This window comes from Streptomyces sp. V4I8, assembly GCF_041261225.1.
In the GTDB taxonomy this organism is placed as follows: Bacteria; Actinomycetota; Actinomycetes; order Streptomycetales; family Streptomycetaceae; genus Streptomyces.
The window spans coordinates 1,287,633-1,314,458 of the sequence record NZ_JBGCCN010000001.1 but is presented as its reverse complement, the minus strand read 5'-3'; the positions used below and the strand labels follow the sequence as shown (position 1 = coordinate 1,314,458).

General features: G+C 69.4%; 27 protein-coding genes and 1 pseudogene. 15 read left to right on the top strand and 13 right to left on the bottom strand.

Translation table 11 applies throughout. The features are described 5' to 3' along the window. Positions 1–27: 27 nt before the first annotated feature. Entirely contained in the window at positions 28–813 is a 786-nt protein-coding gene (locus tag ABIE67_RS05945) for a helix-turn-helix domain-containing protein (protein ID WP_370254391.1), read from the bottom strand. Between the two features lie 70 nt (positions 814–883). Between ABIE67_RS05945 and ABIE67_RS05940 the strand changes: the two genes are divergently transcribed. The 3 genes from ABIE67_RS05940 to ABIE67_RS05930 all read left to right on the top strand — a co-directional run bounded on the left by ABIE67_RS05940 (position 884) and on the right by ABIE67_RS05930 (position 3,732). Continuing rightward, positions 884–1,702: a phytanoyl-CoA dioxygenase family protein gene (locus ABIE67_RS05940; protein ID WP_370254388.1), complete on the top strand. Its 819-nt coding sequence runs from the start codon at positions 884–886 to the stop codon at positions 1,700–1,702. Positions 1,703–1,713: 11 nt separating this feature from the next. Beyond that, on the top strand, positions 1,714–1,983 hold the full coding sequence (locus tag ABIE67_RS05935) for a hypothetical protein (RefSeq protein ID WP_370268251.1): 270 nt from the start codon (positions 1,714–1,716) through the stop codon (positions 1,981–1,983). Between the two features lie 672 nt (positions 1,984–2,655). After that, entirely contained in the window at positions 2,656–3,732 is a 1,077-nt protein-coding gene (locus ABIE67_RS05930) for an LLM class flavin-dependent oxidoreductase (protein WP_370254384.1), read from the top strand. Between the two features lie 496 nt (positions 3,733–4,228). Here the strand turns inward: ABIE67_RS05930 and ABIE67_RS05925 are convergent, their stop codons facing one another. Next, positions 4,229–5,098: a hypothetical protein gene (locus ABIE67_RS05925; protein ID WP_370254379.1), complete on the bottom strand. Its 870-nt coding sequence runs from the start codon at positions 5,096–5,098 to the stop codon at positions 4,229–4,231. Positions 5,099–7,159: 2,061 nt separating this feature from the next. Here ABIE67_RS05925 and ABIE67_RS05920 point away from each other — a divergent pair. Together ABIE67_RS05920 and ABIE67_RS05915 are read left to right on the top strand one after the other, a co-directional pair. Beyond that, positions 7,160–7,543, top strand: a complete 384-nt coding sequence (locus ABIE67_RS05920; RefSeq protein WP_370254376.1) for a hypothetical protein — start codon at positions 7,160–7,162, stop codon at positions 7,541–7,543. A 26-nt stretch (positions 7,544–7,569) separates the two neighbouring features. Next, complete coding sequence (locus ABIE67_RS05915; RefSeq protein ID WP_370254372.1) at positions 7,570–8,766, top strand: hypothetical protein; 1,197 nt, start codon at positions 7,570–7,572, stop codon at positions 8,764–8,766. 153 nt (positions 8,767–8,919) lie between these two features. On the opposite strand, the gene ABIE67_RS05910 is transcribed toward ABIE67_RS05915, so the two are convergent. Then, positions 8,920–10,317 (bottom strand): IS1380 family transposase, encoded by a 1,398-nt coding sequence (locus ABIE67_RS05910; RefSeq protein WP_370251787.1) that lies wholly within the window; start codon positions 10,315–10,317, stop codon positions 8,920–8,922. A 129-nt stretch (positions 10,318–10,446) separates the two neighbouring features. Between ABIE67_RS05910 and ABIE67_RS05905 the strand changes: the two genes are divergently transcribed. After that, on the top strand, positions 10,447–11,661 hold the full coding sequence (locus tag ABIE67_RS05905; protein WP_370254368.1) for a tetratricopeptide repeat protein: 1,215 nt from the start codon (positions 10,447–10,449) through the stop codon (positions 11,659–11,661). Between the two features lie 255 nt (positions 11,662–11,916). Beyond that, positions 11,917–12,654 carry an NAD(P)H-dependent flavin oxidoreductase gene (locus tag ABIE67_RS05900; protein WP_370254364.1) on the top strand — a complete coding sequence of 246 codons (738 nt, stop codon included), beginning with the start codon at positions 11,917–11,919 and terminating at the stop codon, positions 12,652–12,654. A gap of 33 nt (positions 12,655–12,687) precedes the next feature. On the opposite strand, the gene ABIE67_RS05895 is transcribed toward ABIE67_RS05900, so the two are convergent. Further along, positions 12,688–13,233, bottom strand: a complete 546-nt coding sequence (locus tag ABIE67_RS05895; RefSeq protein ID WP_370254360.1) for a hypothetical protein — start codon at positions 13,231–13,233, stop codon at positions 12,688–12,690. A gap of 203 nt (positions 13,234–13,436) precedes the next feature. Here ABIE67_RS05895 and ABIE67_RS05890 point away from each other — a divergent pair. The 5 genes and pseudogenes from ABIE67_RS05890 to ABIE67_RS05870 form a co-directional block, all read left to right on the top strand. After that, positions 13,437–13,622: pseudogene (locus ABIE67_RS05890) on the top strand (hypothetical protein); the annotation flags it as partial. Positions 13,623–13,807: 185 nt separating this feature from the next. Continuing rightward, positions 13,808–14,272: a hypothetical protein gene (locus ABIE67_RS05885; RefSeq protein WP_370254356.1), complete on the top strand. Its 465-nt coding sequence runs from the start codon at positions 13,808–13,810 to the stop codon at positions 14,270–14,272. A gap of 113 nt (positions 14,273–14,385) precedes the next feature. Further along, positions 14,386–15,033 (top strand): hypothetical protein, encoded by a 648-nt coding sequence (locus ABIE67_RS05880; RefSeq protein ID WP_370254352.1) that lies wholly within the window; start codon positions 14,386–14,388, stop codon positions 15,031–15,033. Then, complete coding sequence (locus tag ABIE67_RS05875; RefSeq protein ID WP_370254348.1) at positions 15,033–16,340, top strand: hypothetical protein; 1,308 nt, start codon at positions 15,033–15,035, stop codon at positions 16,338–16,340. The genes ABIE67_RS05880 and ABIE67_RS05875 overlap by 1 nt, the downstream gene beginning before the upstream one ends. Continuing rightward, positions 16,337–16,810 carry a hypothetical protein gene (locus ABIE67_RS05870; protein ID WP_370254343.1) on the top strand — a complete coding sequence of 158 codons (474 nt, stop codon included), beginning with the start codon at positions 16,337–16,339 and terminating at the stop codon, positions 16,808–16,810. The genes ABIE67_RS05875 and ABIE67_RS05870 overlap by 4 nt, the downstream gene beginning before the upstream one ends. A gap of 67 nt (positions 16,811–16,877) precedes the next feature. Here ABIE67_RS05870 and ABIE67_RS05865 read toward each other — a convergent pair whose 3' ends face one another. From ABIE67_RS05865 to ABIE67_RS05845, 5 genes are all read right to left on the bottom strand, one after another. Continuing rightward, positions 16,878–17,033 (bottom strand): hypothetical protein, encoded by a 156-nt coding sequence (locus tag ABIE67_RS05865; RefSeq protein ID WP_370254338.1) that lies wholly within the window; start codon positions 17,031–17,033, stop codon positions 16,878–16,880. Between the two features lie 417 nt (positions 17,034–17,450). After that, a complete protein-coding gene (locus ABIE67_RS05860) occupies positions 17,451–17,636 on the bottom strand; it encodes a helix-turn-helix domain-containing protein (RefSeq protein WP_370268247.1) in 186 nt (61 codons plus the stop codon). Positions 17,637–17,795: 159 nt separating this feature from the next. Continuing rightward, the gene (locus tag ABIE67_RS05855; RefSeq protein WP_370269679.1) at positions 17,796–18,002 is read right to left on the bottom strand and encodes a hypothetical protein; all 207 of its coding nucleotides are present in this window, start codon (positions 18,000–18,002) and stop codon (positions 17,796–17,798) included. Beyond that, positions 17,954–18,382 (bottom strand): hypothetical protein, encoded by a 429-nt coding sequence (locus tag ABIE67_RS05850; protein ID WP_370254335.1) that lies wholly within the window; start codon positions 18,380–18,382, stop codon positions 17,954–17,956. Before ABIE67_RS05850 ends, ABIE67_RS05855 begins: the two co-directional genes overlap by 49 nt. Before the next feature lie 118 nt (positions 18,383–18,500). Beyond that, entirely contained in the window at positions 18,501–18,938 is a 438-nt protein-coding gene (locus ABIE67_RS05845) for a MarR family winged helix-turn-helix transcriptional regulator (RefSeq protein WP_370254331.1), read from the bottom strand. Positions 18,939–19,071: 133 nt separating this feature from the next. Here ABIE67_RS05845 and ABIE67_RS05840 point away from each other — a divergent pair, with 133 nt between their 5' ends. The 3 genes from ABIE67_RS05840 (at position 19,072) to ABIE67_RS05830 (ending at position 22,152) form a co-directional block, all read left to right on the top strand. Next, the gene (locus ABIE67_RS05840; protein ID WP_370254327.1) at positions 19,072–20,565 is read left to right on the top strand and encodes an MFS transporter; all 1,494 of its coding nucleotides are present in this window, start codon (positions 19,072–19,074) and stop codon (positions 20,563–20,565) included. Between the two features lie 30 nt (positions 20,566–20,595). Next, a complete protein-coding gene (locus ABIE67_RS05835) occupies positions 20,596–21,429 on the top strand; it encodes a maleylpyruvate isomerase family mycothiol-dependent enzyme (protein WP_370254323.1) in 834 nt (277 codons plus the stop codon). Positions 21,430–21,492: 63 nt separating this feature from the next. After that, positions 21,493–22,152, top strand: coding sequence for a TetR/AcrR family transcriptional regulator (locus tag ABIE67_RS05830; protein WP_370254319.1), 660 nt, complete (start codon positions 21,493–21,495; stop codon positions 22,150–22,152). 32 nt (positions 22,153–22,184) lie between these two features. Here the strand turns inward: ABIE67_RS05830 and ABIE67_RS05825 are convergent, their stop codons facing one another. The 4 genes from ABIE67_RS05825 to ABIE67_RS05810 all read right to left on the bottom strand — a co-directional run bounded on the left by ABIE67_RS05825 (position 22,185) and on the right by ABIE67_RS05810 (position 26,608). Then, complete coding sequence (locus ABIE67_RS05825) at positions 22,185–22,589, bottom strand: carboxylesterase family protein (protein WP_370268242.1); 405 nt, start codon at positions 22,587–22,589, stop codon at positions 22,185–22,187. A 48-nt stretch (positions 22,590–22,637) separates the two neighbouring features. Next, on the bottom strand, positions 22,638–23,894 hold the full coding sequence (locus ABIE67_RS05820; protein ID WP_370254315.1) for a choice-of-anchor Q domain-containing protein: 1,257 nt from the start codon (positions 23,892–23,894) through the stop codon (positions 22,638–22,640). Positions 23,895–24,507: 613 nt separating this feature from the next. Continuing rightward, the gene (locus ABIE67_RS05815) at positions 24,508–25,560 is read right to left on the bottom strand and encodes an alcohol dehydrogenase catalytic domain-containing protein (RefSeq protein WP_370254311.1); all 1,053 of its coding nucleotides are present in this window, start codon (positions 25,558–25,560) and stop codon (positions 24,508–24,510) included. A gap of 40 nt (positions 25,561–25,600) precedes the next feature. Further along, the gene (locus tag ABIE67_RS05810) at positions 25,601–26,608 is read right to left on the bottom strand and encodes an NADP-dependent oxidoreductase (protein ID WP_370254306.1); all 1,008 of its coding nucleotides are present in this window, start codon (positions 26,606–26,608) and stop codon (positions 25,601–25,603) included. Between the last annotated feature and the right edge of the window lie 218 nt (positions 26,609–26,826).

Sequence of the window (26,826 nt, the reverse complement as noted above, 5' to 3'; positions counted from 1 at the left end):
CCTCCGCCCAGGACGGCACCAGGGCCCTCATCCAGGCCCTGAGTGCCTGACGGCTCGCGGTGAGGCGCCCATTTCTCTGCGGCAGGTCTTGTTGAACGCCTGGAGGTCGGGGATGCCCACGGTCGCAGCGATCGCGGGGATGGCGAGCGTCGAGGCGATCAGGAGGTGCCGGGCGCGCTCCATACGGCGACGCCGGATGTAGCCGACGACCGTGAGCCCGGTGTCCTCCTTGAACAGCCGTGTCAGATGGGTATGAGAGATCCCGGCCGTACGGGCGATGTCCGGGACGCCCAGCGGGTTGGCCAGGTGTTCCTCGATGTGGGCCATGGCCGTTCGCAGGGCCGGATGCCGGCTCCCCTCGCCGTTCATGGAGGCACTGGCCAGGCCGGTCGTGCGCCACAGCACAGTCCAGAGTTCCGCGGCTGCCCGCGCCGGGGACTGTGTGCCGGCCGCGACCGTCTGCCGCAGCAGCCCGCTGAGCATCGCCGCGTCCGCACCTGCGTCCTGCATCACCGGGACGCGACGCCGCTCGCCCTCGCCGGGCAGCCTGAAGTGGGCGTACAGGTGCTCGCAGGGCGTGGTGTCGTAGTGGAAATGCACTTCTGTGCCGGGCGGTACGAGGCTCACGTGCCCGGGGCGGATCGGATGCCGGAAGCCGCCGAACTCCAGGGTGCCCGAGTAGCCGTACAGATGGAGCTGCCACAGCCGCGGCAGCCGGAACACGTCATGAGGGCCGGCGTGCCCGTGTACGCCCACGCCCGCGTTCCCCACATGCGGAGGCAGGTCGAGAGCCAGCTCCACGGAGTGCGTCATGGTGGAAAATTACCAGCGCTCGCTGATTACAGCCCACGACTACGGGAGCATCTCTTCCTACCGTTGCCGTATGCCAACCACACGACAACTGCTGAGTTCTGCCCAGGTGGCGCGGTTCGTGGCCCACGGATTCCTGCGCCTCGACGGCGTTGTGCCCCGGGAACTCAATGAGGAGGCGCTCGGCGTCTTCGCCGCGGGGCTGCCCTCCGTGCCGTACGGCAGCCCTCTGCCGAAGGCGTTCCCCGAGGGATCCTTCGCCAGACGGCTCGTTGAACTCCCCGCCGTGGCAGGCGCATTGGAGAGCCTGGTGGGACCGACGCCGACCGTCGACCACCACTACGTGCACACCCGCGAACCGCGCGAGGGCAGCGCGCAGCCGCTGCACGCCGACGCCCTCATCGATCTGCGGACCGACGCCTTCGATGTGCAGCTCATGTATTACCCGCAGGAAGTCACCGCGGACATGGGCGGCACGCTCATCGTCCCGGGCAGTCATCTGCGCCGGACCAACGAGTCCGACACCGGCCGCTACCAGAACCTGCGAGGCCAGACCCGGCTGACCTGCCCGGCCGGGACGGTCATCCTGCTGCACCACGGCATCTGGCACGGAGGCCGGCGCAACGACAGCGACACCGTCCGCCACATGTACAAGATCCGTTTCAACCCGACCGTGCCGCAGGTGCGGCTCTGGCACACCGCGGACCTGCACGCCCCAGCTGTGCGTGAGGAGTTGGGACGCTATTTCCCCTGGTACGAACAGGCCACCGCCCGACTGGAGATCCACAACCGCATCAGGCTCTGGCGCTTCCTGTCCGACAACCCGGACTTCGACATCGAGTACTGGGCCACCCGAATCGCCAACCGACCTGCGCAGAGGAGCAGCACGTGACCAGTCCGAACATGGTGCGGCAGCAGGTTCTCGTCCTGTACCTGGGCACATCCGCCCTCGACTCCCCGGTCATCGGATGGGCCCGCTACGACGGCACCGGTGCGACCCGGCCCACCACCGGGGACAGCGATGAACCGCCGTACGAGACGGGCGTCGCCGCCCTGGAGGACGGCTGGCGGCTCATCCAGGCCGCCCAACTCATCCCGCCGTACCCGGGGGCGGAACACGAGACGTCGTTCCTCAAGCACGAGTTCTTCTTCGAGAGACTCGTTGCGGTGTGAGACAGAGAGCAACTGCCGAGACCTGTGGAGGCGAGCCGCGCCGATCCAGCGGTGCCAGGCGTCTACGTCGACGTTGCTGCCGCACACGATGGTGACGATGTGTCGGTCGGCGGAGCGGTCGCGGTCTTCGAGGATCGCTGCGATGCGGAGCGTGGTCGAGGGTTCGACGATGAGGCAGGTGGGGTCGAGGAGCATCACCAACGCGAGCGACGGGACATACACCGCTCCCGCGGGATCCGCGGCGAATCTGGTCACGGGCACCATTGACCACACGCTCACCACCTCCGACCACACCAAGAGGACCTTCAACAGCAGCGGTCAGCTCACCTCCGTGCGCGGGCCGGTCTTGGAGGTGGTGCGGCCGGCACCGTCGTATTCCCCGCCTACGACGCGGGTCCGGCAACCTGACCAGCCGCTCCGTCAGCGACATGCCGCCACCCGGTGCGACGGCACGGTCTTGCCGAGACACGGCATGGCAGAGTGACGGCACATCGAAGCTCCGTTGCAGGCAGACGACTTGGGAAGGTCTTCTGCGTCAACGGGGTTTCGTTGCGTCAGGCACTGCCACCCCACCCTGCGACGCTACAAGATCACGCGACTCCGCAACGGCCCTGCGCCGGGACCTGCCATGCTGAACAGGTTCGATTCGATCCTCACACCTTGGAGGTTTGGATGCGTGCAGGCGTCGTTGTCGCCGCGCAGCCCGGTGTGGAGGATCTCGCCGTGCGGGCCGAGGAGTTGGGCTTGCACAGCTTCTGGGTCAACGACACCCCCATGGTCCACGGCGATCCCTTCGTCGCCTTGAGCCTGTGTGCGAAGGCCACCAGCCGCATCAGGCTCGGCATCGGCGTGACCTCACCGGCGCTGCGCTCGGCCCCGGCCGCCGCGAGCGGGCTCGTCAGCCTCAACGCCCTGGCACCGGGCCGGATCATCTGCGGAGTCGGCACCGGAAACACCGCCCGGCGCACCCTGGGCATGCGGCCGACCACGGCCGCCAGGCTGGAGAACTTCACCGTCGCACTGCAGGACCTGTGCGCCGGACGTTCGACCGAGTACCGCGAGGGTGACCGGGTCCGCGACATCCGGTTCCTGCACGCGGGGGCGCACGTGAACACCGCCGACCCGATCGAGTTCGTCGTGGCCGCGCTCGGGCCGCAGGCCGCCGCCGTCGCCGGCCGCCGCGGCACCGGCCTCGTCTCCTTCGGCCTGCTGGACCCCGCCGCCTGGCACGCGCTGCACGACACCCGCCGCCACGCCGCCCAGGGCACACCCCGCGACCCCGACTCCCACGCTGACTCCCGGGCGGACTCCTACGTGGTCACCTCGCTCCACCTACTCGACGAGGACGAGGACCCCCACGGCGACGCGGCCCGGGACGCGACCGGCCACCTCGTCCTGTCGCTGCTGGCCTTCGCCGCTGACACAGCCGCCGACACACCCGCCTTCGCCGAGCAACTCGGCCCCGAGGAACGCGAGGCGGTGCGGCGGCTCCTCGACCGGCGCGGCACCACCGCCACCGCGCTGGACCGGCACACCAAGCTCTACCCCAACTACCTCGGACGCATCGCACCGCAGGACCGGGACCTGGTTCTGCCCTCGCTGATGAACACCCTGGCCCTGGTCGGCACCAGCGACGACCTCCTCGCCCGCATCACTACCCTGGAACAGGCCGGCGTCGACGAACTCCTCATCCAGCCGGTGATCGACCCGCCCACCGAGATGGCCCAGCTCGCGAAACTCCTCACCTGAGCTGACCCGCCTGCCGCACGTCCTTGACCTGCACACCTACAAGACCACCAAGACTTTGCCGCTTTGTCGGGCGCTGTCCGGACAACAACGATGTCGTCCACGCGGCTGACGGAGCGCGCCTGGAGACGGATCCGGACCGGCGTCACGTCATCCCCCAGACGTCGCGCGTCTTCGTGGTGACGGTCTACGGCAGCCATCAGAAGGCCACCAAGCGCAAAGATGCAGGTCAGGAGCGCATGTGGTGGGGCAACTTACTTCGAGGCGTCCTTGTGCGTCGGGCCACCATGCCCGTTCATGGAGCGCAGGTTCAGGGGCTCGAAGGGGCCAAGCGACTGCTGTCCGAGAGACGCAGTCATGAAGTCGGGCATCTAGGGCTCATCGACCCAGAGTCGCGCTGTAGTCGGCGGCTTGGCATTCAGACTGCACCAGATTGCGCGACTCGGTGTCTCGGTGGATGGTCACGACGCCGCCATTGGCTGCCTGGCAAGTAAGCAGCTCAGTCAGGGTGTTCAGAACCCGGAGCGCTCTCCGGCCCGCCGAAGTCCGGGCTGGTGTAGTCGGGGCTGGTGAAGCTGGGGCGGGGCGCCCGGGCGGGACTGTCGTCCGGCCTGCTGAAACCCGGGCGGTCGTAGCCGAAGTTCGGGATGCGGCCGGCCGGCGTCGACGGTGGCGTGCGGTGCAGGACCGATGCCGTGCCGGGATCGGCGAGCGCTTCCCTCAGGAAGGGTAGGATGCCGCGTTCCAGCAGAGCTTCATGCCAGGCTTCTCTGGCCCGTTCGACCTCCTCACTCAGTTCGCCGTACGGTCCGGCATCGAACGCCGGCCGGCGGCGCAAGGCGGTGATCAGCAGCGCAACGGCGGCGACCAGGACCGCGGCTACCGCGGCCCCGCCGGAGACCCACCCGATGGTGCGCATCGTCTGAGCGAACGCCGGCTCGGGGTCGAACATCTTCAGGATGTAGCCGACGAGCAGGAAGATCGCCGCTGCCGTGCCGGCGAGGACGGGCGCCAGGACGGCGAGGACGAGGAGGCCCGCGCCGCGGCCGGACTCACCGATTTCGGCGGCGAGCCCCATCGCGCCGCTGTCCGGCTCGGGGTAGCCGGGGTCACTTCGGGACGAGGGGGCGGAGGGTGCCGGCTGGCGCAGTTCCTCGCGGACCTTCACGTAGTGCTGGTACTCGGTCGCCGCGGCCGCCGTGATGAGTGCGGTGGCGTTGAGCGCCATGGTGCGCAGCTGTTCGGGGTTGAGCCGCTGTCCGACAGCGGTCAGTTCCGGGCGGTGTGGTGCGGAGCGCAGCGCCTCATCGAGGACCCGCTCGTATTCCTGGCGGTCCTCGCTGTGCAAGTGCTGCGGAACGGTGGGCATGCCCGAGCCGTACGGGCGGTACTTGCCTGGCGGGGGCGGCGGGTCTTGGCGGGGCGGGCGCGACCGCCGGCGGCGTGCACTGCCGTCTTCGAATGTTGAGCGCGACTTCGCCCGACGGGCCGGTGGGGGCGGACTGGGTGCTGGCGGGCTCGGCGGAGGCATCTGGTAACTGCCCCAGCCTGCGATGTCGGTGGAGGCTTCCGCCGCCGCCTCGGTCGTCTCGTTTCCCATGGATGAGTCGGTTGCCGGCAGGCGTGGCTGAATGCCCAGGATCGACGTCAGCAGACGGGGCCCAAGGGGCAGCCGGCGCTGGCGCGCGACGGCGGACGGTCGGCTGTTGGAGCGGTTACCGCCCAGGATCGCCGAGGCGATCCGTCGGCTCACGGAGGGCCGCATCATCGTGTCGTCCCCTCCTCACCCAGGGAAGGCCTGCGCGGATGGCGCGGTGCCTCGTGGCTGCCGAGCCCGCCCCTTCGCTCATCCGCAGAGTCGGTGGGCCGACCGGTGGGCTGCGTCTCGCCGACTGGGCTGTCGGTCTGCAAGCCAGCGGCGAAGAGCGGGCTGCTGTAGTCCCGGTTGCTGAAGTCCGGTCTGGTGGAGGTCGGCCGACGGTGTTGGTCGAGTGACGCGGGAACGGTCGGTGCCGGCTGCGCTGGGCTGTCCGTGGCCGCGACGGAGGGCTCGGATCCGGGGGCGGCCGGCACGTGCTCCTGGGCGCGTGACGCGGCTCGCGGGGAACCTACGGCAGTGCCCGCTTCTGCGTTCGCCCCTGCGCTCGGTGCGCCGTTGGCCACGTCGCCGATCGACTGGACACGGCCGAGCTGAGTCAGGATTACCGGGGCCGAGATACCGACCACAATGGCCGCGTAAGCACCGCTGACCTGTCCTGTGGTGCCGAAGAGCGCTGCGGCCGCGGCCCCCATGGCGCTGTGCACGACAGCTGCGATCGGGTCGGCCACGGGATCGAAGTACTCCCGGAACCTTGGCGGTTCGCCCGCATCAGTCGTGGATAACAACCGCGCACGGCGGTCCGATTGCCAGTCCAGGAACCGGTTGTAAACGTCGAGCAGCCCTCGCAGCGCACCTCCCGCCGCACCCAGCAGGAGCAGTGTTGCCACTCCACGACTTCCCCCGGCTATACAGACTGCTCGCTTCCGGCATACGGAGCCCGTCGCCCGAGCCTAAGGCCCGACGCGGAACTCAGGGAAGGAAGAACGGCAAGCGGGATCTGGCGACTTCGCTCACCGCGGCCGGTGAACGGCCGAGTAGGGTCACGAACCCCGCCCCCGGAGAACGACCTTGTCGGCTGCCGCGCGAATGTCACCAGGCCGACCGGTCCGGCGGCGGGCACCACCCAAGGCCGGGCATCGGCAAGCAGCAGCTGCGTAGGATCACAGTTGTCGCAATACGGTTCGCGGGGAGGGCCACCAGATGGCATTGGTAGCAGGCGAGTACGAGTTCACCTGTAGCGAGTGTGACGGGGATGGATCGCTGCAAGTCATCGGAAGTGAAGGCGAACTTGTCTGGGACAAGTGCGAAGACTGCCGCGGGGAAGGCTCCGTGCGCGTAGATGAGGACGAAGCGGCCGAATGGATCGAGGTCGGACACACACCGCTGCGTACACCCACCACGTGACCTACACCGAAGGCAACTGAGACCACGCACGAGCGCCCGCAGCGCCGCGGCGTCGCTACAGCGCCGTCCATGACAGCTCCTGCCGGCCACGCCTGATGTCGGTGGCGCCCCGGGCCAGGCCTTCTTCTCCGACAAGAAGTCCGGCAAGTACGCCGCCGATGAGCAGGTACATCACGCCCGCGACCTGCTCGGCCGCCCGGAGAACACCCTCACCTCGATCGCGAAGTTCCTCCGCGTGTCCAGGAACACGATCTGCAACCACGTGCCCGAGCTGAAGGGCGGTCACCTCGCACTCGCCGAGGCCGTCCCTCTCCTCGGTCAGCAGTTGGCCTGATCTCCGATTTCGTTGTTGCACCGTCAGTGGGGTGCGAAACTCTGCTTCGCTGTAGTGGAGTTGGGAGTTGGGAACTGCGAGACGGAGACTTGGTGGACGGGGTCGAGACTGAGCGGATCAGGGTGAATGTGTTCTCTCCTGACGATCCGCAGGAGAGGGAAGCCGCGCAGGCGGCTTTCACGGCGGCGGAGAGCATCGGGAGGGAGGCCGATGCGCGAGGGTCTGTTCCTCTGGCGGATGTGCTGTTGATCGGTTCGGTGGCAACACACGCTCTTGCCTATCTGATCAATACGCTGCGGAAGTCATGGAGTAAGGGCGTGGTGGTCGACGCCATGGGGCGGCGGCTGACGGTCCGCCAGGATCCGGCGCTTCCCCGCGGTGTTGTGGTCGTGCGCTCCGGGACGGGGGAGGTCACGGTCCGGGATGGGGCCGGGTTGGCGGACATCATCACGGGGGCGCTCCCCCCGCGGCAGTGACACCTCGGGGGCCGGAGGGCCGGGCAATGCGTGACGGAGTGCGCAGCTCCCTGTTCCCAGAACTCCAGAACCACGCGCTTGCGGCCGAGGCACGGGAGATGAGCGTCGCCTTCGCCGACTTCTCCTACCTGCGGTGGGTTACCGGCGAGGAGGATCCTGAGCGGGCGTGGGAGAAGTACTTCACCGATACCCAGCCCCAGGTCCGGAAGGGCCTGGATCAGTTGCTCGGATCGTTCCATCCGGAGGAGCGGGACCGTGCCAAGGAGCTGGCGGGATCCGTGGAGGTGTTCTGCCTGCCGTCGAACGCGGTGGAGTCGCGTGTCTTCGAGAACCCAGGGGAAGCCACGGGCTATCTCATCGGCATCGCGCTGCTCCCCGTCCAGATGGCCGCCGAGATCGCCTGGGGAATGAACATGATCCACCCCCGCTACCCGGAGACGTTCCCTCCTGAGTGGGATGTCGGTGAGTCGCGGGAGCTGCTCGACTTCGCCTTGACCGAGTATGTGAAGTCACTCGAGACCCCTGGCCAGGGGCCCTTGCCGCAGAGTGTTCTTGAGGCTGCACATCGGCCACAGTGGCCGAGAGGTCAGGGGCCGGGTGACTACAAGGCGGCTGCGACGACGTTCGCCATCGCGCACGAGCTTGCCCATATCCAGCACGGGCACCTGCTTCCCGGCCCGAGGGCACCAGAAAACCGGTTGTTCCCGACGAATTTGGCATCCCTTCTTGAGATCTCCGAAGAGACGAATGAAGAACTCGCAGCGGACGCTGCGACCTTCGTCACCTGCTACAACCTCTTGATCAGCGCCTGGATACATACCACCACACCACCCGAGAAAGGCACTGGGGAGCGTTTCAGGTACGAGAGGGAATTCCGGGTCAACGCCATGCACAGCGCGCATCGCGCGACCGAGGCATGCCAGGCGTACCACAGTGCACTGTGCATCCTGGGGATGATCGCGTGGCGCCGTGGCGAGGGCGACAAGGCGGACCGCCTGCTGAGCGCGGCGGTCCGTTCTCCGTTCGTCCAGCAGTACATCCAGCGGGAGCGTCAGGAGCGGTATGCCCCGGCACTCGGACCGTTCATGTGGACCGAGCGGGATGTCGAGTACAGGAAGGCCCACGACAGTTGGCGTATCCACTTCTGCGAGAGCGTCATGCCGGAGACGTGGAGCCGGATGGGCCTTCAGACCTCGATCATTCACGTGCGCGCGCCGGCTTGAGGTGATCGGTCGAGGTTGAGGTTTCGTCCTGGTTCGTCCTTCGGGTGGTGGTGACGTTCCGGCCCGTGTGTCGTCACGGGTGGTCGTCGGTTTCCACGGGCCGAGGACGGGGCGGGTCTCCTCCTTCCGGAATCGGGGTCGGTGGGGTGGCAGTCAGCCGGGGGCGGGCAGGGCCTGGACGGCGCCCCAGGCGTCGACGATGTCGGTGGATGCGGGCCAGGCGGGGTCGAATTTCAGCTCGCGTCTTCGGGCGTGGTCGGCGAGTTTCGCGGGGACGTCCAGGAGTCGGGTGCGCAGAGTGGCGGGCTCGGCCCGGGCGAGTTTGCCTTCGGTGGCCAGGAGTTGGAACCAGCGGGCGAGGTCGGTGGCCAGGGCGAGGAGGGTGCACCAGGCTTGGTTGACCTTGAAGTAGCGGGAGGGCATCAGGTTGAGGGAGAGGGCCTTGCCGCGTCGGATGCCGGCCTCGACGTGGGTGTGGGAGCGGGCTCGGGCGTCGAGGAACTGCAGTTGCCCGCCGGTGGTGTTGGTGGCGATGGCCTGGTAGCGGTAGTCGGTCTTCTTCTCGTACGGCTTGAGCTCGCGCTCGTACTTGGGGTGGATGGGTTCGCGGCGAACGATCACCCGCATCCCTTCCGGCCAGCCGGTCAGGTCGAGCATGTCGGTGATCTCGACGAGGTCGGCGTCCTTGCGCGGCTGGCCCTTGTGGTCCAGGGCCGGCGTCCACGCGGTGGCCGGGACCTTGGCCAGGGCCTTCCAGAAGTCGTCGTCGCGGGTGTGGCCGACGGAGTACTCCCAGCGGTTGGCCGCGTTGCCGCCGCCGGAGGTGATCCAGGTGAGGAACTCCATCGTGGCTCCGGCGCCGTCGGTGCGGAACAGGACCCGGCGCCGACGGCGGGTGGGCAGCTGACGCAGGCCCTCGATACTCACCGAGATGTGGTCATCGGCGGTGTTGGATCCCGCCGATCCCGGCCGCAGCCGGTTGACCAGGAGTTCTTCGGTGTTGTCGCAGAACATCAACAGCGGGTGGTGGCCATATCCCTTGAAGTTGGGCTCGGCTCCCTCCTTGCCGGAATGCGCCGGGACGACTGAGGCGTCCAGGTCCAGCACCGTGACACCGGTCAGCTCCCGCCCGTTGACCTTGATCCAGGGAAAGCCGCCCGGGCGCAGGTCGAGCTGCTGGTGGACGTGGATACGGGTCCGGGCCCGTGCGGAGGCGATCTTCGTCAGCTGGACCGGTCCGATCGCCTCCAGGGTCCGCCACAGCGTGGACGCCGAGGCCGGGCTGCCCAGGACCAGCGAGGTCTGGCGCATCACATCGATCCCGGCCATCGACCGCGCGCCCAGCAGGACCGCGCAGGCCGCCGAGACCAGGACCGTTCCCCGATCATGGACGGGACGGAAGCCCCGCCGCACCAGGGCAGCCCCGAGCGCGTCGGTCAGCCCGACCTTGTCCGCCAGACGCCGCACCGGCACGATGCCCGCCTTGCCCACCAGCTTCTTCCCGCTTGCGGACAGCGACAGATCATCGGCCCACTCTGTACGCTTCGACACCGGAAGGGTGCCTCCCCTGCACGTGATCCAGTCCTAGAGAAGCTGAATCATCGCAGGTCGGAAGCACCCTTCCTTCATGATGTGACCGACTGTCACTGCGACACCGGGCGCCATGAATTCGTGAGGCAGATGCCCGACACGGTGCCCGACATCGTCGTGACTGAGCGATTTCCCGCCGAAATGCAGGAAGGCCTGGCCGCACAAACCCTGACGGATTTGGAGGAGCAACTCGCCGACCAGGTGAGTGCGCTGGGCCACAACCACCCCGATGTCCTCGACACCCGCTATGAGCTCGCCCAACGGCGGGGAGAAGCAGGAGACGCGGCCGGCGCGGCGAGCGCATACGCAGAGCTCGTCACCGACGCGGAACGCCTGTTGGGGGCCGACCACGAGAACACACTTGCCGCCCGGAACAACCTCGCCTCGTGGCTCAGCGACGCGGGCGATGCCACCGAAGCGGTAACCGTCCTCGAAGCTCTCCTCCCCGACCTGGAACGCGTACTGGGCCCTGCACACGCCGCCACGATCGCCGCCCGGACGAACCTGTCCGTCATGCGAAGAAGAGCGCAGCACGTGGCGGGCAACAGCGCACACCTCGAACAGGAACCACGGCAGGAGCACGAGCAGAAGCAGGAGCACCGGGCCGGCTCCGCCGACTGGAACACCAGCGAGGATTCGCAGGACGAGCAGACCGCCGAAGCTGCGGCCCGGGCGGCACGCTGCGCGGAACTGCTCGACAAACTGGAACACCTGTTGGGGCCCGAGCATCCCGACGTCCTCGCGCTCCGGCCAAAGCTCATCCGTGCGCTGGCAGACGCCGGAGATCTCGGTGGAGCCGTTGCCTCATGTGTCGACCTGCTCGTTGATCTGAAAAGGGTCCTGGGGCCGGACCACCACGACACCCTCAACGCCCGGAACTTCCTGGCTCAGCTGCAGGGGATGTCGGGTGGCCATGCTGCCGCCGCTGACGCTTACGCCGCGCTGCTTCCCGATGTGGAACGTGCTCTGGGCCCCGACCACCCACTGGCCTTGGCGACGCGGCATAACCTTGCCCAGTCTCGGGGGCTGGCAGGAGATGCTGCAGGAGCAGTGGTCACCCTCGGGCAGTCGGTCGCCTCAACACGGCGGGCGCTCGGCCCTGACCACCCTCAAACCCTGACTGCCCGGTTCCAGCTTGCGTCCATGAAGGGCTGGGCAGGGGACACCGCTGGTGCCATCGCCTCGCTCGAAGAGGTACTCGCTGACCAACAGCGCGTCCTGGGTCAGGAGCACTCTGACAGCCTCAACACCCGCAGGCACCTTGCCCGATGGCGAGAGATAGCCAGAAATCGGGGGCATTCGTGAGCCGATGAGGAAAACGCCGGTCAGTCCGGCGACGATCAGGCCCTCTCCCTGCTCGCGCTGGGGGGGGGTGTGTTGGTGGCCGGTTCGGCCGGAGGCGCACTGGCAGCGGCCGTCTCCCGAGCAGGCGGCCTCGGGTTGCTGGGCGGTGCGTACGGGGACCGGGCTTGGCTGGAGCGACAGCTGCCGATTGTCGCGGAGGGAACCGACCAGCCGTGAGGTGTCGGCTTTCTGACCTGGGCGATCGATGCCGACGCGGTGGAACTGGCGCTGGAGTTCAATCCCGCGGCGGTGATGTTGTCCTTCGGTGACCCGAGCCCGTTCGTCGATCGGATCCGCCGGTCGGACGCGGTTCTGATGGTTCAGGTCACCGATCTGGACGAGGCCAAGCAGGCCGTGGCCGTGGGCGCCGACGTCATCGTGGCGCAGGGAACCGAGAGCGGCGGCCACGGCGCCCGCCGCGGGCGCTCCACTCTGCCGTTCGTGCCCCTCGTGGTGGACCTCGCGGCACCGGTACCGATCCTGGCAGCCGGCGGGATCGCCGATGGCCGCGGCGTCGCCGCAGCCCTGGGTGCCGCCGGCGCTCTCATCGGCACTCGCTTCCAGGCCTCGGCCGAAGCCCTGGTCGACCCCTCCATCAGAAAGGCCATCCTCGAAGGACGAGGACAGGACACTGAACGCAGCAGCGTGTTGGACATCGCCCGCGGCGCGAGCCGGCCGACCGAGAAGTACACCGCCCGTACTCTCGCCCACCCCTATCTCGACCGATGGCGTGGTCGGGAGGCGGAGCTGGCCGGCGATTCCCAGGCCCGCCAGGACGACGTGGCACAAGGAGTGATTCCACCTCTGCCGGTCTGGGCGGGCGAAGGCGTCGATCTCATCACCGATCTGCCTTCCGCCGCCGACCTGGTCACCACGCTGGCTGCCCAAGCCGAGGACGCACTGACCTGGGCCGGAAGGCGCCGGCCGAGCAAGCCGCCACGAGCCCACGGCTAGGGCGTGTTTCAAGAGGCCGCTTCGAGTGAGCGGTCAGGCAGCAGCGAGGATGTCGGCAAGGCTCACAGCGGGGCGGCCGAGCATGGCTGTCAGCGTGCGCCGCTGGCGCGCGGTCAGGGAGGCAACGAAGATCACCGCGTCGGCGTCGGCGTGGTCGCAGGCCTGAGCTACTTCACGGACTTTTCCATAGCTCAGCAGAGTCCGCGAGGAGTAGGGAAGGCCCATCTTCCGGACCCCGCCGTCCGAGACGCCTCGTCGCTGCACAATCTGCACGACGACCCGAGCTCCGCGCGCTGCCAGTTCTGCGGCTGCTGACGCCATGAGCGTTTCGAAGTCCTTCTGCTTCGCGGAGAGGTAGCCAACCAGGACTACATCAGCGCCGATGGCCGTGTGCCGAGCTGCCTGGCGCCGGGCCGGCTCCGGCGGACGACGGCGGGCCAGACGCCGGTCGCGTCTTCGGGGCTGATGCACGGACCACAGGCTAGATGCCTGGCTACCTGCAGCGATACCGCGTTTCTCGCCGACCGAGGTCGGCGAGCGAGAGCAGAGCCACTCATTGATGACGGCGATGCCTGACAAACGCATCGCTTGCCGGCCGTCGGTGGGGCCGCGGCAACGAGCACCTGTGGCCCCTGGCACGGCCGCACGGCCCTGGGCATCGGCTAGTACCGCCAGTGCCAGCCTCGTGGATGTGAACGGGCGTTGGCGCTGTTCGGGCACGTCAAGGCGACGAAGCGGTGCTGCGTGTTGCGTGGCCGTGGAGGAAATGGGGTGTGCCACTGATGGCGGCGACGGTGCGCTTGCCTCGCGCACCTGGACGACCTGGTGCTCCGGGTGACCGCCGACGACGACATCGCCGGTCGAACCGGGGCCGCCGAGACCGGCGCGACCGGGCCACCTGCCTGTACGCCGTCTACGACCCGGTGTCGCGCAGGCTTACCACCGCCAGCGCGGGGGCACCCCCATCGGTGATCCTGGAGCCGGGAGGCACCGCCCGCGTCCTCGACGTCGGCACCGCCCGCGTCCTCGACGTCGGCACCGCCCGCGTCCTCGGCGTCGGCGCCGGCCCCGTGCTCGGTGTGGGCGGTCTGCGTTCGAGGCCACGACCGAACTGCCGGAGGGCAGTCTCGTCGCGCTGTTCACTGACGGTCTGGTGGAGGCCGCCGCTCACGACCCGGATACCGGTATCGCCCGGCTGCGCCAGGTGCTGGCGTCCTCGGGCACCTCGCTGGAGAGTCGCTGTGACGCCGTGCTCACGGCGCTGCTGCCGGAGCACCCCCGCGACGACGTGGCCCTCGTCCTCGCGCGTACGAGGGCGCTGGACGCCGGGCAGGTCCGAGTGTGGGACTTGGCCGCCGACGTCGAGATGGTGGCCGAGGCCCGCCGGCTCGCCCTGGCCCAACGGGAGGCATGGGGTGCACGTCCGCCGCGGGCTGATCGGGAATGCGAAGGCCGCCGCCGGAGGGGTGGGCACCCTGCCTGCCGAATGCCCGCCGAATGCCCGGCGGAAGGCGCCCGCCCGCTCACGCACAACCAGTTCAAGGTTGAACTGCTCAGACACAGGCGGGCACCGCTGACCAGCAGGAATCAGGATGAGGGGCCCCTTTGCTCGGCGTGACCCCGAGCGGCTAGGGTCCAACCACGAGTGATCGCATAGTCGTTCGAAGCGTGCTGCCCCGCGGCGGGCCCGCGTCGACACAGGGGGACGTTGTGAGTACAGAGCCCGATTCCGTGGCACCCATATCCGCGCCGAACACCGCCCCGGATCCCCGGACCAGCTACCGCCTGGACATGCCGGCAGCCGACGCCGGCCCGGACGTCCGCACGGGCCCTGACTCCCGCGCCTCCCAACCGGCGGACCAGGCACACCAGATGCCCGCCCCGGCCGGTCCCACCGACGTCCGCGACAGGAATCCCGCACCCGGGACGAACCCTGACCCCGGCTTCAGCCACAACGGCATCGAGGCCATGTCGGCCGGCACCGGACCGGGCGGCGCCACCGGACCGGGAGGCGCCACCGGTCCGAGCAGCACCCCGGCCACTCAGTCCGGCGGTGCCGACGACAACGGTTACGGCGTGAGCAACGCCGAACTCGGCAAAATGGCCGACGAGTTGGACCTGGCCGCACAGATTCTGGAGAAGGCGGACAAGGGCCTGGCGGAATCCGACACCACCGCGCGTATCCACGACATGCTCGCCAGCGGACGCATGCTCAAGTCGACGACGGACGACTGGGACGACGAAATCACCCGCCTCGCCAAGCAATGCCGCTCACTGGCCGACAAGATGCGCCAGACACACACGAACTACACGACTCAAGAACAGCGTACGGCGCAGGATTTCCAGGCGATCCTCGCTTCACTCGAGGGGAATGCGTAATGGCGACGCTCACAGACCGGCCGGAGGGCGTGGACCACGAGCATGCCGATGCGGTCGAGCGGCAGAACATCACGGTCGGGGAACTGGAAGACGTACGTCCGCAGGCCTGGTCGCGGGCGGCCGGCGAGTGGGCCGACCTGGCCGCGGCGGCCACCGAGGCCCGGGAGCACGTCCAGAACGTCCTGCTCAAGCTGCCCTTCGTCTGGGCGGGTCCGGCCGCCATGATGGCGCGCGTCCAACTGTCCGTACTGCATGACGAATTGACCATCGCCCACCGCGAGTCAAAGGCTGCCGCGGCCACCCTCGAAGCGGCGAAGAGCGGGTTCGAGCTCGCCCGCACCTGGCTCGACGAGGCCCAGGCGATGGCCCGGTCGAAGGACCTGACCCTGCACGACAGCGGAGGCGTCACCATCCCCGAGCGGGACTACCCGCCCAACGACCCGGACAGCGCGGGGGCGGCCCGGCAGGACCAGGAGAACGCGGACAGCCTCCTCACGCGCGTGACCGCCGCCCTCAGCTACGCCGCCGACGTCAACGAGCACACCGGCTACGAACTCGAACGCATCAAGAAGGCGGTGGCGTACGCCGTCCTGGACGAGCAGACCGAGGCCGCCGTCAAGGCCGACACCGAGGGCGCCAGGGATCTGAACCGCGTCTTCTCCGGTGCGGGCGGAGTGCTGCTCCCGCCGCCCCCGCCCGACAAGGGTTCCGGCGATTACAACACCCGCGAGGCCACCGACGAGGACCGTGCCATCAAGAACAAGATGGGCTTCTTCGCCATGGGTTCCCCCGCGGTGCTCGGCGGTCCCCAGTCGGCCAAGCACATGCTGCACTACCTCTCCAACACCGGGGAACCGCTGGACATCGACGTGGACGCGTTGATGGGCGACCTCCCGGACATGAATCGCAACGTGGAAGCCCAGCTCGCGGAGAACGCCCCCAACTGGGAGGCGCAGGCCCTCGCCGAGTACGAGCGCACCGGGAAGCCCGTGAAGTACGTCCAGCAGACCGGCTGGCAGGGCTGGACCGCCGAGAAGGACCCCGACTGGTATCACGCGGTCGGCTCCTTCCACTACAACACGGTCGCCCAGGTCGAGGTCGTCCCGGCCCCGGACGGCGAGCCCAAGACCACGATCCGCTACCAGACCCATGTGTACGACCGCTACAACTGGGACGCGAACAAGGCGACTCCGGTACCCGCGATGGGCAACGTGTCCGACGCCCAAATGGCCAGGCTCCACCAGTCGGGCCAGGCCAAGGAGTACGACATGGGCGGACAGAGCGAAGTACGCACATGGAACGGGTGACTACGCGTACGGGCCGCACAACCTCGCGTCGGCGCAGGTGGCTGGTGTGGTTCCTGGCCCTGTGCGTGGTGTGGACGCTCGGCGTGATCGCCTGGGCGGCCGTCGCGCTGCTCACGGCGGCCGGTGACGGTCCGCAGGAGGCAGTGGAGCGCAAGGCGGGGATGCACCACGATCAGCATCACCCCGCGGGGCGCTACTACATCCCGACGTACGCCAAGGTGGAGAAGGACGGCACCGCGGTGCTCCGGTACGAGGTGGGCGACAGCCAGGACTCGAGCGTCGAGGACTTCCTGCGTACGTACGACATCACCGCCGAGCCGAAGCGCCTCAGCCCGTCCAAGGTGACGTACTCCGACCGCTTCGGCGCCGTACGGCGAACGTTCACGATCACCTACAACCCGTCGCCTGAGTCTGGTGGGTACGACCACGCGCGGATCACCGTCCGAGCCAGGGGCACCGACGCGAGCTGAAGGCCTACGCCGCACCGACAAAGTCGTCGCCGTATGCGGGCCTCCAAGCCGGCCCGGACACACGGGATCAGGAACGCGGGTTCGTGGTGTAGGGCGTGTCGCACGATCCCAGGACCGAACCGCCCTCCAGGACGGCCACCTGGATCCGGGCGCCCTTGATGCCGCCGGAGTCGGTGGCATGGGTGCCGAACTCGTTGGTCTTGCCGTTGCCCGAGTGGTTCACCTTCCAGGGCCAGTAGTGGGGTCGAGTCGTCGCGGCGCACGGTCACCAGACGGGCACCGACCGCGTGCCGGTCCGCCCTGGTGTCGGTGACGCTGAAGGTGACCGGGTTGACGGTGTTGCGGCCGACCCAGGTCCATGTCGCGCTGCCGTTTCCGGCCCAGTGGGTGCCCATGAGCACGGAGCAGCCGTAGCCGCCCGCGGCCGAGGCGTCGGGTGCCGCCGGGCCTGTCAGGAGGGCCGCGGCGGTACCGGTGGCGGCGAGTGCCACCAGCGTCCTGCGGGTGTGGGTCATCGTCTTCCGCATCGTCAACTCCCACGTCCGGCGACGTTTCCTCCACCCTGCCGGGGTGCCCTCCGGGGTGTCCTCGGCGTGGAGTCCACACCTCTTCGGGATGCGTCCACTCCTGCGCGCCGGCGTCAGTGCGAGGGGCCGGCCATGGCTCGGTAGTCCGTGGGCGACATGCCGTAGGCCGTACGGAAGGCGCGGGTGAAGTGGGCGGCGTGAGTGAAGCCCCAGCGGGTTGCGACGGCGTGGATCGGGGTGGATCGCAGGGTGGGCTCCGCGAGGTCACGGCGGGCGTGTTCCAGTCGCTGGCGGCGGATCCAGGCCGCGACCGTCTCCTCCTCGTCCTGAAAGAGGCTGCGGGAGATGTGGTGTTCGGCGGCGATGGCGCGCGGGCTCAGCTGCGGGTCGTGCAGGTGCTGCTGGACGAGGGCACGGATGCGCAGGACGAGGGCCTGCCGGTGGGATTCCGGTGGGAGCTAGTCGCCGGTGTCCAGCGCTTGGGCGAACAGCGCGGACAGCAGGTCGATCACCACGGTCCCGAGCCGGGGGCCGTCGTCCGGCTCGCAGGCATGGGTGTCCTCCGAGAGCTGGGTGAGCAGCTGTGCCGGCAGGGCGCCGAATCCGTCCCGCCTCGTCAGCCGCAGCCCGGCCACTTGGTCGAGCCGCTTGCGGGGGAGCGACAACAGCGCCTTGGGACCTCCACTCCGACTCCCGCGTGCAGGTCCGCCTCGTCGCCCGCGTGGACGTCGACGGGCCGCGAGGTGTCGACGACGCACAGGCTGTCGGGGCCGTACACCTCCTCCCCCTCGCTTCGAACGGCACGCAGCGCTCCGCTCAGCGGCAGAGAGAGGTGCAGGCCCTCCGGATCGGACTGCCGGATCAGTTTCGGTGTCCGCCGGAAGCACACCGGCTGGAACGTCGTCGGCCACACGGACACCGCGCCGAGGTCCAGTACGCGCTGCGAAGCCCGGAAACCCGCCCGGTGGTCACTGCGCAACTCCAGTGGGGCGTGCGTCCGACCAGTTCCCGCCAGCAGTCGAACCGCCCGGCGGGAGTTCCTCACTCCCGGAACACCCTCTCGGTCAGCATGGCTCCCTCCTCGGCCGCTCCACGGTCCTTGAACAGCGTGCCCCCTACGGCCTGATACGGACCTGGCAGGAGTGCATCTCTGGGGAATTGAGTCAGGCCGCGTCGGGCCGCGCGGTGAAGACGCGCTCCAGCAGGGCGTACAGGGTCTCCCGCTCCTGCTCGTCGAGTCTGTCCAGGCCCGCGAGCGTGCGGTGCATCTTGCCGCGGATCGCATCGATGACCTGCTCGCCCTCCGCGGTGAGGAGGACGTTCTTGACGCGCCGATCGGAGGCACTGGGCTCGCGGTGCACCAGGCCGCGCTTCTCCAGCCGGTCGACGACTCCGGTCATGTTGGAGGCGTCGCAGGTCAGCGTGGTGGCCAGCATGCTCATGGAGGCGGGTCCCCGGCGCAGCACGTTGAGCGTCCTGCCCTGGCTGGCCGTGAGGTTCTCGCTCGCGGCGGCGACCGTGAAGTCGCCGTAGTAGGCAGCCAGCGACACCGAGAGCAGCTCCATGAGCTGGGCGGAGTCGACGTGGGGGAGTGCTGTCATGTGCGTCACCCTACGCCCGGAAACTTGACCATCTCAAATATCGGTGGCTACTGTCTCGGGCTATTGCTTGAAGTTCCCAAGCTTCGACGATCTCAAGTAGTTCGTCGAGGACTCGTCCCAAGGAAGAGATTCGGTGTCCCACGCACAGCACACGGCGGAGCGACGGCACTTGGCGGACACGTCGGTCGTCCTGGTGCTCGGCCTTGCCGCGATGGTCGTCTCGATGATGCAGACCCTGGTCGTCCCGATCCTGGGGATCATCGCGGACGACCTGCAGGCCACCACGGCGAACGTCAGCTGGGTGACCACCGCCACGCTTCTGTCGGCCGCCGTCTTCACCCCGCTGCTCGGCCGCTTCGGCGACCAGCACGGCAAGAAGCGCACGCTTATCGGTGTACTGCTCGTGATGATCGCGGGATCGGTCCTCGCCGCCACGACCACCTCGCTGACGTGGCTGATCGTCGGCCGGGTGATGCAGGGAGCGGCGACCGCGATCTTTCCGCTCGCCCTCTCCATCCTGCGCGAAGAGATCAAGCCGGAGAAGCTGCCCGGTGCCATGGCCCTGGTCAGTGGCACGCTCGCGTTCGGCAGCGGGCTCGCGTTGGTCGGCGCGGGGCTCTTCACCCAGGGCTCCGACCCCGATTACCACCAGGTCTTCTGGCTCGCGGTGGTGCTCGCCGTGATGGCGCTCGCGGGTGTGTGGTTCGCGGTGCCCGCTTCCCGGGAGACGACGGGAGGGCGGACGGACTGGCTGGGCGCGATCACGCTGGGAGCGCTGCTGGTGCTGCTGCTTCTGCCTGTCTCGCAGGGGCACGAGTGGGGGTGGACGTCCGGCCGTACGCTCGGCTCCTTGGCCGGGGCGGTCGTCATGGCGGTGGTGTGGGTCGTCACCGAGCGCCGGGTCGAGGAACCGATGGTGGACATGAAGATGTTCGCCCACCGGCCCGTACTGTTCACCAACCTGGCCGGGCTGTTCCTGGGTTTCGCGATGTTCGCCCAGTTCATCGGCGTCTCGTACCTCGTCCAGATACCCGAGGACATCGCGGGCTACGGCTTCGGCGCTTCCGTGCTCGGAGCGTCCGTCGTCTATCTGCTCCCGACCACCCTCGTGTCGCTCGTGGGTTCACAGTTCGGCGGCGTCCTCGTGCGCCGACTCGGCGCGCGCGTCACCCTGGCCGCCGGGGCCTGCTTCGGGGTGCTCGGATTCATGTGGCTGACCGTGGCGCACGACACGACCGCATCGGTGATCGGCGCGGGCATGGTCATCGGTCTGGCGATCAGCTTCGGCTACGCGGCCATGCCCGCGCTCATCGTCGCGAGCGTTCCCGCCCACCAGTCCGGCATCGCCAACGGCATCAACTCCATCTCCCGCTCGGCCGGCAGCGCCGTGGCGAGCGCGGTGATCACCTCGCTGTTGGCGTCGAAGACCATTCCGCTTCCGGACGGCATGCCCCAGCTGCCCGAGGAGAGCCAGTTCACGATGAGCTTCGCGATCGCCGGCGTGGCGTTCGTCCTGGTCCTCGCCGTCGCTCTCGTCGGGATCAAGCCGGCGCACGCGCCTCGTACGCCCGTCCAGAGGAAGGTCACGAGCCGTACTCGAGCCGCCCTCGACCAGCCGTCCCGCTGACCCCGCAGCTTCTCCGAAAGGCCTGTCACGATGAACACGTCCGCCCACGCCGACCACGCCGACCACACGGACCACGCCCCCGTCGTCACAGCGGTCGATCACCGCACGGCGGTTGCGGCGGAGACCGCCCGGTTCGTCGCAGCGGTCAAGGACGCCGACCTGGCCACCGCGGTGCCCAGCTGCCCCGGCTGGACGCTCGCCGACCTGGTCAGGCACACGGGCGGTGTCCAACGCTGGTTCTCGACCCTGTTGCTGGCGCGTGTCCAGGAACCCCCGCGCACGCGGGAGGTGGACCTGCGGCTTCCCGAGCGGGAGGACGGATACGCCGACTGGCTGGCCGAGAGCGCGAGCGTGGCCGCGGACGCGTTCGCGGCCACCGACCCCGACCTGCCGATGTGGGCGTGGGGCGTCGACCAGCACGCCCGCTTCTGGGCACGCCGCATGCTCTTCGAGACTCTGCTGCACCGGGCCGACGCCGAACTCGCTTCGGGCCTGCGGCCCGCCATCGACCGCGCGCTCGCCGTCGACGGGATCGACGAGTTCCTCGTCAACCTGCCCTTCGCCACCTTCTTCGCCCCCAAGGTGGCCAACCTGCGCGGCCCTGACAGGACCATCCGCTTCCACACGACCGACGGAGACGATACGACCGACGGAGACGATGCCTGGCTCGTTCGCCTGCGACCGGACGGCTTCGGACTGGACTGCGCGCACCCGGCCACGGGCACCGCCGATGCGACCGTCCGGGGAACCGCGGCCGACCTGCTCCTGCTGGTCTACGGCCGCCTGCCCTACCAGGCGGAGGCCCTCGCTCACGACGGGGACGAGCACCTGTTGGCCGACTGGTTCGCCAACTCGGCCTTCTGAGCGGGCGGATGTTCCCCGAAATCTCCGGCCCTGTCGGCCTGTGCCTCCTTTAGAGTCGGCCCTATGACGGAGGCACCGGCCCTGGACCGCGGCGCGCGGTCCCGTGACGCGATACTCGACACCGCGGGCGACCTGATGTCGCGCCACGGCTACGCCGCCACGTCCATCTCGATGATCTCCGCCGCGTGCGGTCTGCCGGTCAGCTCCATCTACTGGCACTTCCGCAGCAAGGACGGGATCTACGTCGCGGTGCTGGAGCGCGCCAGGACCGTGCTCCTGGCGGCCCTGCCCCCGGCCGAGGTGCCGGGCGCCGACGTCGCGCAGCGTCTGGACACCCTTCTCTCGGACGTCCAGGACGCGTTCCAGCGCCACCCGCGAGGTGTGAAGCTGCTGTTGGGGCTGGGCATGGTGGAGCAGGACGCCAGCGCGGCGGCCGCGGCCGAGGTGCGTCACTACCGCGACGCGCTGCTGGCCTGGGCCCGGGAATCGGTGAGCTCCGTCTTCGCACTGCGTGACCGCCCCGAGGCGGCGGACGAGTTGGCGCGCTTCACACTGAGGATGGTGAGCGGAACCGCGGTGGCCCGTTGGTTCGAGCCGGATACCGTCCTGGAGACCGGACCGCTGCGCGTGGCACTGCTGGCGCTGGCGGCCCACCACGGCGTTCCGGTGCGGGGCGCCCCTGGCGAGGACGCCCCCTCCCACCCCGTCACGGCCGGGGAATGACGACCCGTTAGTTGCGGCAACCGGGGGCGATGTCATCGCACGGCTCCTCGGGAAACCGGGGTGGGCTGCCAGAACGGGCAATGGTGGTCAGCCGCGAAACCGGTGGTGGGGCCGACCCGGTCCGGTGCCAGTACCTGGATGCGGTCCCGGGCGGCCGTGTGGCGCGGCCAGGTCGGTGTCCCCGGCGCGTTGGGGTCGCCGGTGGCCGCGAAGCGGGCCCAGTAGGCGGTCATCGTGGCGGACAGCCGTCGCTGGGCGGGCGTCAGGGGTGCCAGCGGGTCCGTGGGGAAGAGACAGGCCAGTTCGGAGGTGTGGAAGGCGCGCCCTGCGGCGTGTGCGGCGCTGGGATGAACGGTGGTGCCTGGGCGTCGTGGAACTCGTAGGCGTAGACGGGCGCCCGCTTGCCGTACAGTCGGCTGTCGGCCCGTGCCGGGCAGGCGAACCGCTGGTCCGTGCCGACGGCGGTAGGCCAGGTTGGGGTGGGGTCATGACGTCTGCTCGAAGGCGCCGATGTCGCAGGCGGCGCCCTGGGGGCGGGTGACCCCGCGCTGATCGGTGGCCGGGCAGCCGTCGGCCGCGTCCAGGGCGGGGCTGCCCGGCAGCAGCGCGACGGTGTCGGTGGGGCCGCCGTTGTCCGCGAGCGGTCCGATCAGCGGAGCACGGCCGGGTAGATCGCCGGCCGCGGTGAGTCGGCAACTTCCGTCGCCGTCCATGTTGTTGCCCTGCGACGCGATGGTGGCGAAGGCCTTCTTGCAGTCGGCGGGCGCGCCGTCGACGGTGTTGCCTGCGATGACGGAGTTGCGCAGCGTCATGCGCCCCAGGGGCAGATCGATGACGTCGGGGATCGGTGCGGGCAGACTGTCGAGATAGGCGGGGGCGAAGTTGATCCCGCCCCCGCCATCGCTCGAACGGTTTCCGGTGATGGTCGAGTTGAGGATCTCCACGGGCCCCCTTCCCCGGATGTCGATGCCTCCGCCGTAACCGGCGAGGCTGCCCGGACGGTCGCCGGGGTTCGTCACCCGGTTGTCCGCGATCGTCGAGTTGGTCACGGTGCCGGTGCTGTCGAACCGGATGCCGCCGGCCTCTCCGGCGACGTTCCCGCTGACGGTGCTGTCGACCAGATCGAGGTGGGAGCCCGGGACGTTGAAGATGCCGCCGCCGTAACCGGCGGAGTTCCCGCTCACGGTGACCCGGCGCAGCGTCATGTGGTGTCCGTTGGCGATCGCGCCACCACCGGTGTCGGTGATGGGCAGTTCGCGTTGCCTGGTCACTCCTCCGGTGATCGTCAGATCGGAGAGCCTGCTGTCCGCCTGCATGCGGAAGGCCCGGTCCAGGTGGTTGGCGTCGATGACGGTGGTCCGCGCGTCGGCGCCCTTGATCGTGGTCCGGGCGGCGACGTTCAGGTCCCCCGTGGTGGGGTCGGGATGGTCGCCGATGATCAGCCGCGGGTCGGGCGGGATCGTCAGCCGGTAGTGGCCGGGAGGCAGCGTGATCGTACTGGCCGGCCGGGAGTTGGCGGCCATCACCGCGGCCCGCAGACTGCACGCGCCCGAGGCGGTGAGACACCTGCCGTCCGACCCGTCGGCGTCGACCGCGTCGTCGGTGGTGTCCACGGTGAACTCGGCAGGCCCGGTGGGCCCGGTGGGCCCGGCGGCCGGGGGAGCCGCGGCATGGGCGACGGGATGCGTCGCAATGGCAAGGAGAACGGCGGCGGTTGCGGCCGTGACGGCTGAGCACTTCATGCGGTGAACCCCTCTCGGTGAGGAATCGGGGCGTACCAGGACTCGGCAGCGGCGAGGACTTCGAGCTGGTGAGCGCTGCGCGGCGCGTACGGGAACGGCGTCGGCGCGGCCGGGGGGGCGTACTTCCTGGGGACCGCCCGCGGTCTGTAGCGAGCGTTCCATTCAGACGGTCCGGTGTCCACGGACGGACGCGGGAATGGCCGAATGGGGATGTCGTGCCCCAGGGAGGGGAAGCCCCTTGAGTGCCATGGGTCTTGCCGCGGCGACAGGCTGAGGCCATCGCAGCCTGCGGAGATGACGGGGCGTCACGCCGGGGCGGAGCGAACCAACCGTGGCCGCCGGGCCGCCTCCGAGTGCCGCGTACTCGCCGGCAGCGACACCTCCTTAGGGCTGGAAGTACAGTGGCCCGCTTGGCGGCGGGGCCGCGCGTCCGGGCGACGACCGCGCGCGGGGGCCGCCCGGACGCGCGGCCGCGGACCGCCCGGATGTCATACGGCGACCCGCAGCCCTGCCCATCCGCATCGAGGCCCGCAGCCCTGCCCATCCGTATCGCGACCGCAGCCCTGCTCCTCCGCACGGTGACCCGCCCTGTCCGGCGGTCCGCGGAGGAGAGTCAGCGTGTGGGGTCGAGAAGGATCTTGCGGACGCCGTCGGAGCGGCCCGCGAACAGTTCGTACGCCGCCCGACCTTCGGAGAGGGCGAAGCGGTGGGAGACCACGACCTCGGGCTTGATGCGGCCGGCGCGGGTGAGGGCGATCAGAGGAGGGAGTTCGTAGTGCACCGAGCACAGCCCGATGGCGAACTCCAGTTCCTTGATCTGCGCCAGTCCCATGTGGAAGGGGAACGCCTTGCTCTGACTGACCCCGATGACACTGACCCGGCCGGCCTGTCGGACGGCCTTGAGGGCGAGTTCGATGGTGGTGTCCGAGCCCACGGCCTCCACCACGGCGTCCGGCCCACGTCCGCCGGTCATCTCCCGTACGGCCGCCCGCACGTCCTCGCCCTCGACCGGCTCGACACCCAGGGTGGCGGCGAAGGCGCGGCGCTCCGCGACCAGGTCCGTGCCCAGCACCCGCGCGGCGCCCATCGCGAAGGCGGACTGGGCGGCCATGAGACCGACCGGGCCGAGGCCGATGACCAGGACGGTCTCGCCGGGCTGGATGCGGGCGCGGCGGCAGCCGTACCAGGCGGTGGGGGCGTTGTCCGTCAGGACGATGGCGGCCTCGTCCGAGATGCCCTCGGGCAGGGGCACCAGATTGACGTCGGCGTAGGGCACCGCCAGGGCCTGGGCCTGGCTGCCCGGGAGCTGCGGGCTCACTCCGTAGCAGAGCTCCGTGCTCGACTTGGCGCGCTCGCACCGGGCGGTGAACCCGGCCGCGCACGACCGGCACCGCGTGCAGCCGGCAGAGGCGGGCACCAGAACACGGTCGCCGGGTTTGACGCGGGTGACCTGGTCGCCGGTGTCGACGACCACGCCGACGCACTCGTGTCCCGGTGTGTAGCCCAGTTCCGGACTGAACGGGTTGCCGCCGTAGATGTGCAGGTCGCTGCCGCAGATGCCGGCCGCGGTCACCTGCACCACCGCGTCGGTGGGGCTGGTGACGGCCGGGTCGGGGACATCCCCGTAGCGGATGTCGTGACGGCCGTGGTAGGTCAGTGCCTTCATCGGATCTCTTCCTCCCTCTGCCTTCCTCCCTTCGGTCCGGTCAGTCCGCGATCTTCAGCACCAGCTTTCCGTGGTTGTCACCACGGAACAGCCGCATCAGGGTTTCGGGGAACTCCGCGACCGAGCCGGACACCACGTCCTCCAGGGACTTCAGCCGGCCCTCCGCCCGCCAGGTGGCCATGTGCGCGATGCCCTCGGCGTACCGTTCGGCGTAGTCGAACACCACGATGCCCGTCATGGAGGCGCGGTTCACCAGAAGCGACAGGTAGTTGGCGGGGCCCTGCGGCTCGGTGCTGTTGTACTGGGAGATGGCGCCGCACACGACGACGCGGGCCCCGCGCGCCAGCCGTAGCAGCACGGTGTCCAGGACGTCGCCGCCGACGTTGTCGAAGTACACATCGACGCCGTCGGGAGCGTGCTCGCGCAGCGCCTTGCGGACGTCCTCGTTCTGGTAGTCGATAGCGGCGTCGAACCCGAACTCGTCCACCACCAGCCGGCACTTGGCCTCACCGCCGGCGATGCCGATGACCCGGCAGCCCAGGATCTTGGCGATCTGCCCGACGACGCTGCCGACGGCCCCGGCAGCTCCGGAGACCACGACGGTCTGCCCGGGCTCGGGACGCCCGACCTCGATCAGGCCGAAGTAGGCCGTCAGGCCCGACATGCCGAGCGTGCCGAGATACGTCGGCAAGGGGGCCGCCGCCGGGTCGACCTTGGTCACGTCGCGTCCGTCCGACACGCAGTACTCCTGCACGCCGAACGAGCCCGACACATGGTCGCCGACCGCGAATCCCGAGTGCCGGGAGGCGATCACCCTTCCCACCGCGCCGGCCCGCATCACCTCGCCGAGCTCCACCGGGCGGATGTAGGACCTGCCCGCGTTCATCCAGCCGCGCATCGCCGGGTCGATCGACAGACAGAGCACCTGGACCAGGAACTCCCCGTCGCCCGGCTGCCCGGCCGGCTCCTCGACGTGCTCCCAGTCGGTGGGCCGCGGCTCTCCCACGGGACGTGCGGCCAGGCGCACCTGTCGGTTGATTCTGCTCATCTGCGGCGGCTCCTTCGACGGTCGCGTCGGCTCGGTGGCCGGTACGGCCGGTCGGCCGCCGTCGTCACGTACCTACGCTTCCACGTGGCATACCAGCTGGTCGGTATGGAGAGTGAGCGTACGGGGGTGTGCCGCTCGAGACAAGAGGGAGCCCGTGCGAGGTGCGGCTCGTAGGCGCGGCGGGCCCGCTGACGCAGGCCGATGGCCGACTCGACCGG